The organism is Pseudomonas sp. CGJS7, assembly GCF_036961695.1.
The window spans coordinates 1-15,518 of record NZ_JBAMDI010000189.1; the positions used below are offsets into that span (position 1 = coordinate 1).

A 15,518-nucleotide genomic window follows, 5' to 3' on the forward strand; every position below is an offset into this window, starting at 1 on the left:
CGCAAGCCCTGCGCTCGGCCTCCTGAAGTCGCAATCTGCATCGCCTGAACTACCGCGCGCTTAGAAGCAAAAGCCAAAGCAAGAGCTGGAGCTGGAGCTGAAGCGACTGCCACGCATGGCATCACTTCCTCAGTGGATCATCCCAGAAATGCCGCTCGGCCTCTTGCTGGATATCCGCCCGACTCAACCCCAAGTCGCGCAAGGTTGCATCACTGAGGCTGGCCAGCTCCTGACGCTGACGGTACAACTCCAGCCAACGCGCCAGACGCTTCAAGGCCGCATGCCACAGGTAGCTCAGGGAAAAGGCAGGTTGCTGGATGCTGCTGACATGACCTTTCATCGTGAAGCCCTCCGTGTTGATGGCCTCAGTCTCACGCCAGGCTTAAGATCAATCCAACGAATGTTTCTGATGCGATGCATCTCGGAGATTGATGCAATGTCCCAGTACCAGAGCCTCGACGCGGACGTCCTGCGCACCTTCGTCGCCATTGCCGAGCAAGGCGGCTTTACCCGCGCAGGCGAAGTGGTCAACCGCACCCAGTCAGCGGTCAGCATGCAGATGAAACGCCTGGAAGAAGACATTCTGCAGCGCCAGCTATTCGAACGTGATGGCCGTCAGGTGCGGCTGACCGCCGAAGGCCAGGTACTGCTGGGGTATGCCCGGCGCATTCTCAAGTTGCATGGCGAAGTGTTCAACACCCTGCGCATGCCGCACATGGTGGGGCTGGTGCGCATCGGCACACCAGACGACTACGCCATGCGCTTCCTGCCGACCATCTTGTCGAGCTTTGCCCAGGCCTACCCGCTGGTGCAGGTGGAAGTGCATTGCGATTCGTCCAAGCAGTTGATGCTGCGCCAAGATCTGGACCTGACCATCGTCACCCGCGAGCCCGGTAACGAGATTGGCCAGTTGCTGCGCCAGGAACGCCTGGTGTGGGCCGCGGCAGAAGGCTTTTGCCCGCATGAACAGCGGCCGATGCCGGTGGCGCTGTTCAACACCGACTGCTTCTGTCGCGCCTGGACCTGCAATGCGCTGGAGGCACAGGGCATCGATTACCGTATTGCCTACACCAGCCCAAGCCTGGCGGCGATCTTTGCCATCGTCACCGCCGGGCTGGCAGTGACCGCGCAGCTGCAGAGCCTGATCGGGGGCAACATCCGCATTCTGGGTGAGAGCGAAGGACTGCCACAGTTGCCCATGGCCAATGTAATGCTGGTGCGCAGTACGCAGACCCCCTCGCCAATCACCGACTGCATGGCCGACTACATCGTTGAGGGTTTCAAGTGATCGGGGGCCGTAAAGCGGCCCCACAATCTCAAAGCTCAAACCCCAGCATCACCGCACAGACCACCAGGAACACACAGAACATCGCCCGCAATACCTTCTCCGGCAACGCGTGGGCCAGCTTCACGCCCCAGCTGATGCTGAGCAAGCCACCCACTGCCAAGGGAATCCCAACCCCCCAGTCAACGCTATGGTGCACGCCATAGGTCACCAGCGTGACCAAGGTACTCGGCGCCGCCAGCGCCAGTGACAGCCCCTGCGCCACCACCTGAGTAGCGCCGAACACACTGGTCAGGATCGGCGTGGCCACCACGGCCCCACCCACCCCGAACAAGCCGCCCATGGTGCCGGCAAAGCTGCCCAGCACACCCAGCCACGGCCAGGCATGACGCAGCTCGGCACTCGGCGGCGACACCTTCATGAACATCCGCACCACGTTCCACACCGCCAACGCTACCAGGAAGCCGACAAAACCCAGGCGCATGGAATGCGCATCAAGCCCCACCGCCCAGATCGACCCCAACCAGGCGAACAGGAAGCTGCACGCCGACAGCGGCAACGCATGGCGCAACGCGATGCGGTTGCGCTGGTGATACCGCCACAGCGCCAGCAGCACGTTCGGCACCACCATCACCAACGCGGTCCCCTGCGCCAACTGCTGGTCCAGGCCAAAAAGCACGCCCAGCGCCGGAATCGCAATCAGCCCGCCGCCTATGCCAAACAAGCCCCCCATGGTGCCCAGGGCAGCGCCCAGCACGATATACAACAACCACTCGATCATCAGGGCCTCGTCCGCCTGTACCAATAATGCGAGCATGCTAACGATTGTGCGCTGGCGGGGAAACGCACAGCAGCGCACAATGGCTGTGCGTTTTTCGCAAAAGCAAGGCAGCCATGAGCCCCGATATCCTGACCGACCAATTGAGCCTGTTCCTCGATGTGCTGGAAACCGGCAGCTTTTCTGCCGCCGCCCGTCGCCACCCGCTGACCCCGTCTGCGGTAGCACGGCGCATCGACAACCTGGAAAGCGCCGTCGGCAGCCGCCTGTTCACCCGCAGCACCCACGCGGTGCGGGCCACGCCTGCAGGCAACGCCTTTGCCGAGCGGGCCAGGCGCATCATCGAGGAGTTGCGCCTGGCCCGGGCTGAAGCGGTGTCACTGAGCAATGCCCCGGAAGGCCTGATCCGCATCGACGCCCCTGCCGCGTTTGGCCGCCGCCACCTGGCCCCGGCCATTGCCGACTTCCTGGTGGCCTACCCGGGCCTGGACGTGCAACTGCGGTTGATCGACAGCTTTGTCGACCTGCAGGGCAGCCACCTGGGCGAGGTCGACCTGGTGTTGCGCGCCGGCCCCTTGGCCGACACCCGCCTGGTCGCCACACCGCTCGCCTACATGGTACGCATCGCCTGCGCCAGCCCCGCCTACCTGGCCAGCCGCGGCATCCCCACCTGCCCCAGCGAACTGCCCGGGCATGACGGGCTGGACTGGGATGGCCTGGCGCCGCCGTTCGCCTGGCGCTTCAGTGTGGCCGGGCAAACCCGCCTGTATCGCCCCGCGCGCATGCGCATGGCCGCCAACAATGCCGAAACCCTGCTGTTCGGCGCCCTCGCCGGCCTGGGGATAGCCCACCTTCCCACTTGGCTGATCAGTGAATACCTGCTGCGCGGCGAGCTGATCCCGTTGTTCTGCGACGGCGGCTTGCCTGAAGCCGAGACCAGCGGCATTTACGCGCTACGCCTGGCACATGAAACGAACTCTCGCAGCCGTTTGCTGCTCGAATTCCTCAAGAGCCGCTTCAGCCCGATTCCACCCTGGGACCTGGCCTTGCGCAGTGAATTGCGCGATTAATTCGCGCACTGATGATCAGCGTGCCAGAATTTTCCATTGATGACTTTCAAGGACCTGCATGAACGCCGACACCCAAGCCTCCTGTGACGAGCTGCTGCTGGACAACCAGGTCTGTTTCGCCCTGCACTCCACCTCGTTGCTGATGACCAAGGTCTACAAGCCGCTGCTGCAGGCGCTAGGCCTGACCTACCCGCAATACCTTGCCATGCTCGTGCTGTGGGAGCGTGACGGCCTGACCGTGGGCGAAATCAGCCAGCACCTGCTGACCGACCCAGGCTCGCTGACCCCGCTGCTCAAGCGCCTGGAAAGCGAAGGCCTGTTGCAGCGCAACCGCAGCCGCGAAGATGAACGGGTAGTGATGGTGCAACTGACCGACAAGGGCCGCGCCCTGCAACAGCAGGCCAAAGAGGTGCCGCAATGCATTCTCAAGGCCAGCGGGCGCAGCCTGGAGCAGCTGCAGCAACTGCAAGCCGACCTGCTGATCCTGCGCGACAACCTGCAAAAAAACCTCTGAGCGCTATGCTGTGAAATGGCCGTTCCGATGAACGGTGATTATTTATCTTGCGCGCTAACTAATTGCGCGCTAATTTAAATCCCACACCAACCCCCGCCCTCCTGCAAACGGGAGTGCACAGCACATTAGCGAGGCTCAAGATGCAAAAGGTCACTCCGCTGTACATCGCAGAAGCAACCTCCACCGGTGGGCGCGACGGCAAATCCCGCTCCAGCGATGGCAAGCTGGAAGTCAAGCTCAGCACCCCCAAAGAACTGGGCGGCGCGGGCGGTGACGGCACCAACCCCGAGCAGATGTTCGCCGCCGGTTACTCGGCCTGCTTCATCGGCGCCTTGAAATTCGTGGCCGGGCAAGAGAAGAAAGCCCTGCCGGCAGATACCTCGATCACCGCCAAGGTGGGCATCGGCCAGATCCCGGGCGGTTTCGGCCTGGACATCGACCTGCACATCAACCTGCCGGGCCTGGCCCAGGCCGATGCCGAAGGGCTGGTGGAAAAGGCGCACCAGGTGTGCCCGTACTCCAATGCCACCCGGGGTAATGTGGATGTGCGCCTGCACGTAACCGTCTAAGACGCAAAGGCTTGCGCGATCCTCTGTGGGTGGGTTTACCCGCGAAGAATACGCCGCGGTGGATGGCACGGGCTTCGCCCGTGTTCGCGGGCAAGCCCGCTCCCACACGGATCTGCGCCAGCTTTTAGAAATTGAGCACGACAGTTGCACCCACAAAGCACGAGCACACAGGCATAAAAAACCCGGCTTGCGCCGGGTTTTTTGCGTCTCGCAAGAAGCATTACTTCTTGGAACGGCCTTTGAAGCTGTTGTCGCGAGTGTCGATGTCGATCCACTCGTCGATCTGGATGAAGTCGGCAACCGAGATCTCGGTACCGTTCGCCAGCTTGGCAGGCTTCATGACTTTGCCGGAGGTGTCACCGCGAGCAGCGTTCTCGGTGTAGACAACTTTACGGCTGATGGTGGTCGGCAGCTCAACCGACACCAGACGGCCTTCGAAGAACACGGCTTCGCAGACGTCTTCCATGCCTTCTTCGATGTACGGCAGAACGGCTTCGATGTCTTCGGCGTTCAGCTCGTACATGGTGTAGTCGGTGGTGTCCATGAAGGTGTACTCGTCACCATTGATGAACGACAGGGTCGCTTCTTTGCGATCCAGGATCACGTCGTCCAGCTTGTCGTCCGCACCGTATACGGTTTCGGTCTTGTAGCCGGTCAGCAGGTTCTTCAGCTTGGTCTTCATGATCGCGCTGTTACGGCCCGACTTGGTGAACTCAGCTTTTTGAACCAGCCACGGGTCGTTGTCGATCCGCAGGACGGTACCGGGTTTCAGTTCTTTACCAGTTTTCATTACGAAGTATCCGAATCTGGATGGATTTATAAAAATCGAGGCCGCGTATCATAGCGAATTTCGGTAAAAGTGTACTAGCGCTGTGGCAAGGTCCGGCTGAGCGGCCTGTCGCGCCCCCCAAAGGCGAGCATGCTGCTGCAGTTCCGGCCAATGCTGGCGGGCCGCCCGCCAGGCCTGGCCCATGTCGAAATCCATGTTCCAGGCACGCCACAGGCCCAGCAGGGCTGCATCGGCATCGTCTGACAGGCCGCAGCGATAATGCGCGAGGAACGCTTCGAGCTTTTCCCAATGGGCATTCTCGTCCTGCACATAGATGTGCCACAGCATCGGCTGCCCCGCCCACTGCGCACGCACGAATGAGTCTTCGCCACGCACGGCATTGAAATCACAGCACCATAACAGCCGGTCGAAGTCGTCCTGGCTGACGAAAGGCAGCACCTGAACGGTCAGCGCCCCACGGGTGCGCACATCACCCACGTGCAGCGGCCCCTCGCCCAACCACTGGCTGAGCCCCGCGACAACGCGCCCTTGCGGGACCAGCAGGTGGCAGGCCTGGTCAGCCGTGGCCAGGGCATCAAGCCAGTTGCCCAGCTGTGGGTTTTCATAGGCGAACAGCGAAATCAGCAGCGCACCCGGCACTAGGTCTACACAAAGCCCCTGCAAAAACGCACGGCGCGCCTCCGCCGACTGCTGGAACGCATCACGCCGGGCCAGCAGCGAGCCTTCGCGCAGCAAACCGCCCGTTTTGTCGGTAAAGCCCGGGAAAAAGAATACCTTGCGCAAACCGTTGGGCTGCGGCGAAGGCAACCCATGGCAACCCTCCACCCATTCCTCGGCACTCAGGTACTCGAGGTTGAGCCAGAGCGGCGGCTGCGGACGGGCGCGCATGGCCTCCACATACGCCACGGGCAACTGGCAGGCGAACGCGCCGATCACCACATCGGCCGGCGCCACCGGCAACCACGCTGCCGGCCAGTGGCGCACATCCACACCGTGCTGCCACTGTTGCGCCGCCGTGGCATCGGCGCCAGGGCACATGGGCGTGAAAGCGTTGAGGTCATCCACCCACAGGCGCACCGCCAGGCCGTGCTCGGCCACCAACTGCCGGGCCAGGCGCCAGGTAACGCCGATATCGCCGTAGTTGTCGACGACGCTGCAGAAGATGTCCCAGGTGGCTTTCATGCGCCCCTCCCGTGCTGGTGCAAAAACCGCGAATTCTGCGCATAAATTGGCGCAGACAAAAGCACCTGCGCAGAAAAATGCCCAAGCGCATGCGACAATGCACCCCTACCACGCTGCCAGGAGGCTGCCATGCCGCGCCACCGTGAACTGAAGATCACCCTCAAGCCGTTGCCGTTGATCATGTGCGTTGCCTTGGGCTTGTGGCTAGGCGCCATGGCCATTGCCGCGAGCCTGTGGCTGGCCCAGCAGTTGTGGCCACAGCAGGTGCAATCTCTGGCCCAGGTTGTAGCCCCGCGTGCAGACCGCCCCGTTGCAACGCCTGCACCGGCCACTGCCCAGGATGCCCAGGCCGAGATGTTCGAACGCTACAAGGACATCCTGCACAAACAGGAGCTGCAACAGGCCGCCGATGCCACCCAAGGCAACCCGCGCAACCTCAACAGCCCCAAGTGCCAGTTCTGGCTGCAGCAAAACCGTACCGCGCCCACCGAAAAAAGCCAGGCCAACGTGCTGGAGTTCTGTTACTGACCATGGACAAGCCCCACCTGCTGGCGCTGATTGTCGCCACCCTCGAGCATGACCTGGACGTGCTGACCCGCGCGGCGCAAACCGCCTACGAGGCCGCCACCGCCGAAGAGAACATCGCCGAGAACAAGTACGACACGCTGGGCCTGGAGGCCTCGTACCTGGCCACCGGCCAGGCCCGCCGCAGTGCCGAGATCCGCCAGGCGCTGGTGATCTACCAGCAGTTGCTGCTGCGTGATTACGACCCGGCGCGCGGTGTGCAGGTAAGCAACCTGGTGACCCTGGAAAATGAAGATGGCGGGCAGCGCAGGCTGTTTCTCGGGCCTGAGGCAGCGGGGTTGAAGATTGGCGAGGGTGACGGGCTGGTGACGGTGATTACCCCGCGTTCGCCGCTGGGGCAGCTGTTGCTGGGCAAGCGGGTGGATGACGAGGTGAGCCTGGGGGCGCAGGTATCGTTCATTGTCGATGTTGTCTGAACCGGCCTCTTCGCGGGCACGCCCGCACAAGGACCCCACTGTCTTCAGGGCTGTGATATCCCTGTGGGCGCGGGCGGGCCTGCGAAAGGGCCGGCACAGGCAATAACTCTCTAAAGGGCCTGCAGGGCATCGAACCGCCCCGCCAGCCCCTGCTCGGCAAACTGCTCCACCACAAAATCGATGAACGCCCGGGTCTTGCCCGGCAACAGCTTGTGCTCGGCGAAATACAGGCTGATATGCCCATCGTCCACATACCAGTCCGGCAACACCCGCAGCAGCCGCCCGGCCAGCAAGTAGGGCACGGCAAACGGCAGGCTCACCAGGGCAATGCCCAGCCCCTGCTCGGCCACCGCGCACGCCGCGTCCGAATCGCTCATGGTCATCGCCTGGCGCAATTGCAGCGGCTGCTGCGCCTGCCAACGGCTGGTCAACGGCCACGAGCGCACCCGCCCGGTCTGCGGTGACCGCACCAGGATGCCGTCATGGCGTTGCAGCACCTGCGGGTCTTCTATCGGCGCGTGCCGCTGCAGATAGGCCGGCGCCGCCACCAACACCCGGTGCGCCGGGGTCAGCTTGCGCGCCACCACCCCTGGCGGCAGTTCGAAACCACCGCCAATCGCTGCATCGAAGCCCTGGCCGATCAGGTCGACCTGGCGGTTGTCGAAATGCCAATCCGGGGTAATCGCCGGGTATCGGCGCAAGAATTCCCCCAGCAACGGCAGCACATACAAACGCCCGAACACCGTGCCCATGCTCACCCGTAACGACCCGGCCGGCTGGCCTTCTGCACTGGCCAGGTTGGCCACGGCGTACTGAATGGTGCGAAAGCTGTCACTGACCTCGCCGAGAAAACGCTGCCCCGCTTCGGTCAAGGTCAGCTTGCGGGTACTACGCTGGAACAACCGCACACCTAGGCGCGCTTCCAGCTGCGCAACGTGCTTGCCCACGGCAGCCGGGGTAAGGCTCAGGCGCCTGGCGGCTTCGGCAAAACTGCCGACCTCGGCACTGCGGATGAAGCATTCCAACGCGCTGAATGATTCCATGGCCATGATTAGCAACCAAAGGTTTACTCTGCTGATAGTGATTACCATCTTATCAGTAGGCAATCGAGCGCCGATACTGTGCCCATCCAAGGCATTTCGGCCTGGCTTCCAGCAGGAGAACAGCATGTCCAAGCAACTTACACTCGAAGGCAAAGTGGCCCTGGTTCAGGGCGGTTCCCGAGGCATTGGCGCAGCCATCGTACGGCGCCTGGCCCGCGAAGGCGCGCAAGTGGCCTTCACCTATGTCAGCTCTGCCGGCCCGGCCGAAGAACTGGCCCGGGAAATTACCGAGAACGGCGGCAAAGCCTTGGCCCTGCGGGCTGACAGCGCTGATGCCGCGGCCGTGCAGCTGGCGGTGGATGACACCGTGAAGGCCTTGGGCCGGCTGGATATCCTGGTCAACAACGCCGGTGTGCTGGCAGTGGCCCCAGTGACAGAGTTCGACCTGGCCGACTTCGATCACATGCTGGCCGTGAACGTACGCAGCGTGTTCGTCGCCAGCCAGGCCGCGGCACGCTATATGGGCCAGGGCGGTCGTATCATCAACATTGGCAGCACCAACGCCGAGCGCATGCCGTTTGCCGGTGGTGCACCGTACGCCATGAGCAAGTCGGCACTGGTTGGCCTGACCCGCGGCATGGCACGCGACCTCGGGCCGCAGGGCATTACCGTGAACAATGTGCAGCCCGGCCCGGTGGACACCGACATGAACCCGGCCAGTGGCGAGTTTGCCGAGAGCCTGATTCCGCTCATGGCCATTGGGCGATATGGCGAGCCGGAGGAGATTGCCAGCTTCGTGGCTTACCTGGCAGGGCCTGAAGCCGGGTATATCACCGGGGCCAGCCTGACTGTAGATGGTGGGTTTGCAGCCTGATTCAAAGGTTGCCTGTGCCGCGACAGCGCCGGCACAGGCTTAGCCTTTCTTTGCCCCCAGGCACTGTTCCATCACGTCCAGAAAAGCCCGGGCAGCCGGTGTGGGGCTGGACGACCACACCGCATACAAGTGCCGCACCGGCGCATCCACCAACCGCGCCACTGCTACACCTTCGATGCCTTGAGCCACCCGCTCGGGCACCAGGCCGACGGCCATGCCCCGCTGCACGAATTTCTCTACCAGACGAACATGCCCGATCTCGAACTGCACCCTGCGCTGCAACCCCACCGCCTGAAACGCCTCGTCGGTCTGTCGTCGCGCCCCGGTGCCTTCGGGGAAGTCCACCAACACTTCGCCTGCCAGGTCAGCCAGCGCCAGTTGTGCCCTACCCGCCAAGCGGTGCCCCAACGGCAACACCGCCACCAGTTCTTCCCGGGCCAGCAACCGATGCTGCACCCCCTGCACTACTTCGCCCTGCCACAGCCCGATAAAGCCGACGTCCAGGCGCCGCTCGAGTACGTCAGCGATCAGCAATTCGCTCTTGGCCGTGAGCCAGCGCACATCCACATCCGGATAACGACCGTGGAACACCGCCAACAGGTCGACCAGATCCAGCGCGGTGAGCGAGCTGATTTCACCAATCGCCAGCCGCCCGCGCACCTGGCCGCAGGCCGCCGCCACGTCATCGGCAATGCGCCGGGCCGCTTCCACCGCGGGCCGCGCGCTGAGCACAAAGGCTTCCCCCGCAGGGGTCAGGCGTACCCGCCGCGAACTACGCTCGAACAGGCTCACCCCCAGCTGCGCCTCCAGCCGCGCTACTTGATGGCTAAGGGCCGACTGCACCACATGGCAGCGCTCCGCCGCGCGGGTAAAACTGCCGGTGTCGGCCACGGCAAGGGCATATTCGAGCTGCTTGAGGTTCATCGATCTATCTGCTTTCAAGATGAATAGACTGAAAACTATACATTGGTGTCATGCCTGACACTTGCTGATAATCATCACTACACACCACTGCCCCCACGAGAATTGCATGCACACCCCCACTCTCAGCCGCGCCTTGATCCTGCTGATGGCCACCGCCACAGGCCTGGCCGTGGCCAGCAACTATTACGCCCAACCGCTGCTGCACAGCATCGCCCAGCAGTTTGGCTTGAGCACCGCCAGCGCCGGCAGCATCGTGATTGCCGCGCAACTCAGCTATGGCGCCGGCCTGTTGCTGCTGGCACCGCTGGGCGACCTGTTCGAGCAGCGCCGGCTGATTACCGTGATGACCGTTGTCTCCACCCTGGGCCTGGTCATCAGCGCCTGTGCACCCAGCCTGCCCTGGCTGCTGCTCGGCACGGCGCTGACCGGGCTGTTCTCGGTGGTGGCACAGATCCTCGTGCCGATGGCAGCGACCCTGAGCGAGCCCCATCAGCGTGGGCGCGCGGTCGGCACACTGATGAGCGGCCTGCTGCTGGGCATCCTGCTGGCGCGTACTGCTGCCGGCTTCATGGCCGTGCTGGGTGGCTGGCGCAGTATCTACGTGCTGGCCGCAGTGCTGATGGCAGTTACCGCCGTGGCGCTGTACCGCAGCCTGCCACAGCACCACAGCCACGCCGGGCTGAAATACCCGGCGCTGATCGGCTCCGTGTTCCGTCTGTTCATCGAAGAGCCCGTGCTGCGCCTGCGCTCGCTGCTCGGTCTGTTGGCATTCAGCCTGTTCGCCCTGTTCTGGACACCCCTGGCGTTTCTGTTGGCAAAAGGCCCCTACCACTATTCGGATGCAGTGATCGGCCTGTTCGGCCTGGCCGGTGCGGCGGGTGCATTGTCGGCCAACTGGGCCGGGCGCCTGGCAGACCGCGGCAAGGGCGCGCTGGGTACCACCGTGGGCCTGGTGGTGTTGCTGCTGTCGTGGGTGCCGCTGGGGTTTGCCGAACAGTCCCTGCTCGCCTTGCTGCTGGGCGTGCTGATGCTCGACCTGGCGGTACAACTGGTGCATGTGAGCAACCAGAACGCAGTGATCGCCCTGCGGCCCGAGGCACGCACGCGGCTGAATGCCGGTTATATCACCTGCTACTTCATTGGCGGGGCGCTTGGGTCGTTGCTGGGCACGCAGCTGTTCCAGCGCCAGGGCTGGATGGGGATCGTGGTGGCGGGGCTGGTGATTGGCGGGCTGGCGTTGCTGGCCTGGGGATGGGCCGAACGCAAGCGCAAGAATGCCTTGCAGGTGGCCTGAAAAATGCGCGCTGGATTCTTCGCGGGCACGCCCGCTCCCACAGGTGCCTCACAAAACTCAGGGCAGTGGTGGGTACGGGCATGCCCGCGAAGAGGCCAGCCATGGCGACAAAGTACCGCACTACCCTCCGTCGCAATGCCGTTGACTTGCCTGCCGGGGCAGCGCTCAGTAAGCGCTGGAATGCCCTTTCCCTGACAGGATGAATTTATGACAAGACTCACGGTACAGTCCGGCGATTTCTTGCAAGGTGAAGGCGAGTATCGCAATGGATCGCTCACACTCAAGACCGCGCGCAGCCCCTCACCCGGTGAGCGGATTTCCCTGGCACGCATCAGCGACTTGCGGCTGGCCAGCCTGGAAACCAACCGCAACCTTGGCAGCGCCTTGGGCTGGGGCGTGGCCGGCGCCCTGGTGGCAGGGCCAGTAGGGCTGCTGGCCGGGCTGTGGTTGGGTGGCAAGGAAGAAGAAGCGACCTTTCTGGCCACCTTCAAGGATGGACGCAAGCTGATGGCCATTACCGATGGCAAGACCTGGTCGAAGATCGATGACAACTGGCGGCAGCACAAGCGGCCGATCAGGACTGGCTGACTGAATACACCGGGCCCGGATCGTTTTATGTGGAAGGCGGCTGGTAAGATGCCGCCTTTTTCATGGCCTGTGCCGGCCTCTTCGCGGGTAAACCCGCTCCTACAGGGGTATCACCACCTGGTGTATCACCAACCGGTACATCATAAACCGATGTATCACCACCCGGTGTATCACCACCCGGTGTATCACCAACCGGTGCATCACCAACCGGTGCATCACCACCCGGTGTATCACCAACCGGTGTATTACCACCCGGTGTAGGAGCGGGTTTACCCGCGAAAGGGCCGGCACAGGTATCGCGCATCCAGGAGCCCCACCGCATGCCCCCGCATCACCCCCGCCTGCCCCTGAGCCTGCTCAGCCTGGGCCTGGCCCTGCAGTGCCCCTCTGTGTTTGCCGAAGACAGCGTGATGCTGGCCCCGTTGCAGGTCTCCGACACCTACGCCAATGATGGCTACCAGGCACGCCAGGCCGCTGTGGGCGGCTTCCAGCCCGCGCCCCTGCTCGACACCCCCGCCTCTGTCAGCGTGTTCAGCCAGCAGTTGCTGGAAGACCGCCAGGTACGCAAGCTTAGCGAAGTGTTGCAAAGCGATGCCTCGGTCGGCGAAAGCTATGCACCCATCGGCTACTACGAAAACTTCAATGTGCGCGGCTTCGAGCTGAACGCCGCCAGTAGCTACCGCATCAATGGCCAGACCATTGCCGGAGAGCAGAACGTAGCCCTGGAAAACAAGCAGCAGGTGGAATTGCTCAAGGGCCTGTCCGGGCTGCAGACCGGCGTGTCGGAGCCGGGCGGCTTGATCAACTATGTGACCAAGCGCGCCGAAGACATACGCAGCGTCACGGTATCGACCAACGAACAGGGCGAACGCTATCTGGCCACCGACCTTGGCGGCTGGTTCGGCAGCGAAAAGCAGTTCGGCCTGCGCGCCAACCTGGCCCATGAAGACATCCGCACCTACGTCGACCACGCTGACGGCAAGCGCGACTTCGCCTCGCTGGCATTCGACTGGCAGATCAACCCGGATGCCACCCTGCAGCTGGATGCCGAGTACCAGCATCGCGAACAGGCGTCGGTGCCGGGTTACCAACTGCTCGGAGGCACTGAAGTGCCCCACGGCATCGACCCGGAAGACCGCCTGGCCTACCAGCATTGGGCAAAGCCCGTGCAGAACGACTCGCTGAACCTGGGCGGGCGCTTCGAATACCGCTTCAACGATACCTGGACCGGCACCGTGAGCGCCTCCCGCAGCAAAGTGGTGATCGACGACTACAGCGCGTTTGCCTGGGGTTCGAGCGAGGGGGCGTTTTTCGGCAGCAATGGTGACTACGACATCTATGACTTCCGCAGCCCCGACGATACCCGCCGAACCGACGAGGCGCAGGCCATGCTCAACGGGCACTTCGATGCGCTGGGGGTGGGGCACGAGCTGACTGTGGGTACCAGTGCGCAGCGACGCACACTGGATCAGCGCGCGTACTACAACGAGTGGCTTGGGACCGGCAACATCCATACCGGCGCCCCAGACCTCGATCCGTCCGACAAACCCGTCGGCGCCAGCGAACGCCGGCTGGACAGCCGCCAGTACGGCTTGTTCGTCAGCGACCGCATCAGCTTCAACGAGCAATGGCAGACCGTGCTGGGCGCCCGTGAAGTGCGCCTGGATGAAAAGACCTGGGACGAGAACGGCGTAGCCGGGCGCCATACCCGCCAATACGAGCTACTGCCCAACGCTGCGCTTATCTACAAACCGCAGCCGAACACCACGGTATACGCCAGCTACGCCAAGGGCCTGTCTGCCGGAGGCACGGCCCCTTGGTTCGCCAGCAATGCAGCTGAGATCCTTGCGCCCACCACCTCCCGCCAATTGGAACTGGGCGTCAAGCACGACTGGCAAGGCCTGAGCCTGAGTGCCGCCCTGTTCCAGATCCGCCAGGCTTACCAGTACGCGCGCCCGGACGGCACCGGCAACTTCACCTACGTACAGCAAGGGCAGCAGAAGAATACCGGCCTGGAACTGGGCGCCAGCGGCCGGGTGACCCCGAACCTGCAGGTACAGGCCAGTGCGGCAGCCATTCGGGCGCGGGTGCAGAACAGCGGTACCGAAGCCTATGAAGGGCACCAGGCGATCAACGTGCCTAAATTCCGGGCGGCGCTGCATGCGGAATATACCCTGCCGGTTCCGGGGCTCGCGCTGCTGGGCGGTGCGCGGTATAGCGCCAGCAAGTATGCGAGCCAGGCGGGCAATGTTGAGGTTGGCGGGTATACCGTGTTCGACCTTGGTAGCCGCTACAGTACCCGTGTTGCCGGGTATGACACGGTGCTGCGGCTGACGGTGGATAACGTGCTGGACAAGCGTTACTGGCGCGATGTGGGGGATTACCTGGGGGATAACTACCTGTTCCAGGGGGCACCGCGTACCGCTCGGCTTTCGGCTTCGATCAGCTTCTAGATTGCCAGGGCCGCTCTGCGGCCCTTTCGCGACCTGTGGGAGCGGGCTTGCCCGCGAACACGGGCGAAGCCCGTGCCATCCACCACGGTGTTGGCTTCGCGGGCAAGCCCGCTTGTGTCGCGATGGGCTGCACAGCAGCCCCAATGGCCCTGAAAACAAAAAGCCCCCGTACTTTTCAGCGCGGGGGCTTTTCGTAGAATGTGGCGGTGAAGAAGGGATTTGAACCCTTGATACGATTTCTCGTATACACACTTTCCAGGCGTGCTCCTTCGACCACTCGGACACTTCACCGTTTCTCTTCAAGCCTTGCGGCCTGTCGAGGTGCGCTAATTTAGTGAAAGACTTTCCCTTTGGCAAGCATTTTTTTCAATTTTTTCATGTATTTGCACTTGGGCTGCCATGAGCACTGACCGACCAGTCAGCCTTGCTGCTTTACCTCGCCCTTGGCGCTGGGTAACGTCGTCGCCACGCCAACAAAAGGACTCTGCCATGAGCGAGCTGATTACCTACCACGCCGAAGACGGCATCGCCACCCTTACCCTGAACAACGGCAAGGTCAATGCCATCTCGCCGGACGTCATCACTGCCTTCAATGCAGCGCTGGACCGCGCTACCGAGGAGCGTGCAGTAGTGATCATCACCGGGCAGCCGGGCATTCTGTCAGGCGGTTACGACCTCAAGGTGATGACCCGCGGCCCCCAAGAGGCCATCAGCCTGGTCACCGCCGGTTCCACCCTCGCCCGCCGGCTGCTGTCGCACCCGTTCCCGGTGGTGGTCGCCTGCCCCGGCAATGCCGTGGCCAAGGGCGCCTTCCTGCTGCTGTCGGCCGACTACCGCATTGGCGTCGAAGGGCCGTACAAGGTATGCCTGAACGAAGTGCAGATCGGCATGACCATGCACCACGCCGGCATTGAACTGGCCCGCGACCGCCTGCGCCGCTCGGCCTTCCACCGCTCGGTGATCAATGCCGAAGTGTTTGACCCGCAGGGTGCGGTGGATGCCGGCTTCCTCGACAAGGTGGTGCCGGCCGAGCAGTTGCAGGAAGCGGCAATGACCGCAGCGCGGGAGCTGAAGAAGCTGAACATGCTGGCGCACAAGAACACCAAGCTGAAAGTGCGCAAAGGGCTGCTGGAGGCGCTGGACAAGGCGATCG

At 63.1% G+C, this 15,518-nt stretch carries 17 protein-coding genes and 1 tRNA gene; 11 read left to right on the forward strand and 7 right to left on the reverse strand.

Annotated features, from left to right (window positions below):
- Positions 1-121: 121 nt before the first annotated feature.
- Positions 122-340 carry a DUF1127 domain-containing protein gene (locus V7787_RS49195; protein ID WP_020192087.1) on the reverse strand — a complete coding sequence of 73 codons (219 nt, stop codon included), beginning with the start codon at positions 338-340 and terminating at the stop codon, positions 122-124.
- 96 nt (positions 341-436) lie between these two features.
- Between V7787_RS49195 and V7787_RS49200 the strand changes: the two genes are divergently transcribed.
- The gene (locus V7787_RS49200; protein WP_003252879.1) at positions 437-1,288 is read left to right on the forward strand and encodes a LysR substrate-binding domain-containing protein; all 852 of its coding nucleotides are present in this window, start codon (positions 437-439) and stop codon (positions 1,286-1,288) included.
- 28 nt (positions 1,289-1,316) lie between these two features.
- Here V7787_RS49200 and V7787_RS49205 read toward each other — a convergent pair whose 3' ends face one another.
- Positions 1,317-2,066 carry a sulfite exporter TauE/SafE family protein gene (locus V7787_RS49205; protein ID WP_003252877.1) on the reverse strand — a complete coding sequence of 250 codons (750 nt, stop codon included), beginning with the start codon at positions 2,064-2,066 and terminating at the stop codon, positions 1,317-1,319.
- Positions 2,067-2,179: 113 nt separating this feature from the next.
- On the opposite strand from V7787_RS49205, the gene V7787_RS49210 reads away from it, so the two are divergent.
- From V7787_RS49210 to V7787_RS49220, 3 genes are all read left to right on the forward strand, one after another.
- Positions 2,180-3,133, forward strand: a complete 954-nt coding sequence (locus tag V7787_RS49210; protein ID WP_064490991.1) for a LysR family transcriptional regulator — start codon at positions 2,180-2,182, stop codon at positions 3,131-3,133.
- 58 nt (positions 3,134-3,191) lie between these two features.
- A complete protein-coding gene (locus tag V7787_RS49215; protein ID WP_020192084.1) occupies positions 3,192-3,647 on the forward strand; it encodes a MarR family winged helix-turn-helix transcriptional regulator in 456 nt (151 codons plus the stop codon).
- Between the two features lie 140 nt (positions 3,648-3,787).
- On the forward strand, positions 3,788-4,216 hold the full coding sequence (locus tag V7787_RS49220) for an organic hydroperoxide resistance protein (protein WP_020192083.1): 429 nt from the start codon (positions 3,788-3,790) through the stop codon (positions 4,214-4,216).
- Between the two features lie 220 nt (positions 4,217-4,436).
- Here the strand turns inward: V7787_RS49220 and efp are convergent, their stop codons facing one another.
- Positions 4,437-5,006, reverse strand: coding sequence for an elongation factor P (gene efp / locus V7787_RS49225; RefSeq protein ID WP_003252871.1), 570 nt, complete (start codon positions 5,004-5,006; stop codon positions 4,437-4,439).
- Positions 5,007-5,054: 48 nt separating this feature from the next.
- Complete coding sequence (earP, locus tag V7787_RS49230) at positions 5,055-6,188, reverse strand: elongation factor P maturation arginine rhamnosyltransferase EarP (RefSeq protein WP_104887207.1); 1,134 nt, start codon at positions 6,186-6,188, stop codon at positions 5,055-5,057.
- Between the two features lie 129 nt (positions 6,189-6,317).
- Here earP and V7787_RS49235 point away from each other — a divergent pair, with 129 nt between their 5' ends.
- Together V7787_RS49235 and V7787_RS49240 are read left to right on the forward strand one after the other, a co-directional pair.
- Positions 6,318-6,716 (forward strand): hypothetical protein, encoded by a 399-nt coding sequence (locus V7787_RS49235; RefSeq protein WP_336094891.1) that lies wholly within the window; start codon positions 6,318-6,320, stop codon positions 6,714-6,716.
- 2 nt (positions 6,717-6,718) lie between these two features.
- Complete coding sequence (locus V7787_RS49240) at positions 6,719-7,189, forward strand: GreA/GreB family elongation factor (protein ID WP_104962301.1); 471 nt, start codon at positions 6,719-6,721, stop codon at positions 7,187-7,189.
- 110 nt (positions 7,190-7,299) lie between these two features.
- Here the strand turns inward: V7787_RS49240 and V7787_RS49245 are convergent, their stop codons facing one another.
- Positions 7,300-8,238, reverse strand: coding sequence for a LysR family transcriptional regulator (locus V7787_RS49245; protein WP_064490988.1), 939 nt, complete (start codon positions 8,236-8,238; stop codon positions 7,300-7,302).
- A gap of 118 nt (positions 8,239-8,356) precedes the next feature.
- Between V7787_RS49245 and V7787_RS49250 the strand changes: the two genes are divergently transcribed.
- Complete coding sequence (locus tag V7787_RS49250; RefSeq protein WP_064490987.1) at positions 8,357-9,106, forward strand: 3-oxoacyl-ACP reductase family protein; 750 nt, start codon at positions 8,357-8,359, stop codon at positions 9,104-9,106.
- Positions 9,107-9,145: 39 nt separating this feature from the next.
- On the opposite strand, the gene V7787_RS49255 is transcribed toward V7787_RS49250, so the two are convergent.
- Positions 9,146-10,030 (reverse strand): LysR family transcriptional regulator, encoded by an 885-nt coding sequence (locus V7787_RS49255; protein WP_064490986.1) that lies wholly within the window; start codon positions 10,028-10,030, stop codon positions 9,146-9,148.
- A 106-nt stretch (positions 10,031-10,136) separates the two neighbouring features.
- Between V7787_RS49255 and V7787_RS49260 the strand changes: the two genes are divergently transcribed.
- From V7787_RS49260 to V7787_RS49270, 3 genes are all read left to right on the forward strand, one after another.
- Positions 10,137-11,324 carry an MFS transporter gene (locus V7787_RS49260; RefSeq protein WP_336094892.1) on the forward strand — a complete coding sequence of 396 codons (1,188 nt, stop codon included), beginning with the start codon at positions 10,137-10,139 and terminating at the stop codon, positions 11,322-11,324.
- A gap of 207 nt (positions 11,325-11,531) precedes the next feature.
- On the forward strand, positions 11,532-11,912 hold the full coding sequence (locus V7787_RS49265; protein ID WP_020190956.1) for a hypothetical protein: 381 nt from the start codon (positions 11,532-11,534) through the stop codon (positions 11,910-11,912).
- Between the two features lie 320 nt (positions 11,913-12,232).
- On the forward strand, positions 12,233-14,365 hold the full coding sequence (locus V7787_RS49270; RefSeq protein ID WP_336094893.1) for a TonB-dependent siderophore receptor: 2,133 nt from the start codon (positions 12,233-12,235) through the stop codon (positions 14,363-14,365).
- 201 nt (positions 14,366-14,566) lie between these two features.
- Here V7787_RS49270 and V7787_RS49275 read toward each other — a convergent pair.
- A tRNA-Ser gene (locus V7787_RS49275) sits at positions 14,567-14,656 on the reverse strand.
- Between the two features lie 198 nt (positions 14,657-14,854).
- Between V7787_RS49275 and V7787_RS49280 the strand changes: the two genes are divergently transcribed.
- On the forward strand, positions 14,855-15,518 hold a 664-nt coding region (locus V7787_RS49280; protein ID WP_336094894.1), incomplete at its 3' end, for a crotonase/enoyl-CoA hydratase family protein.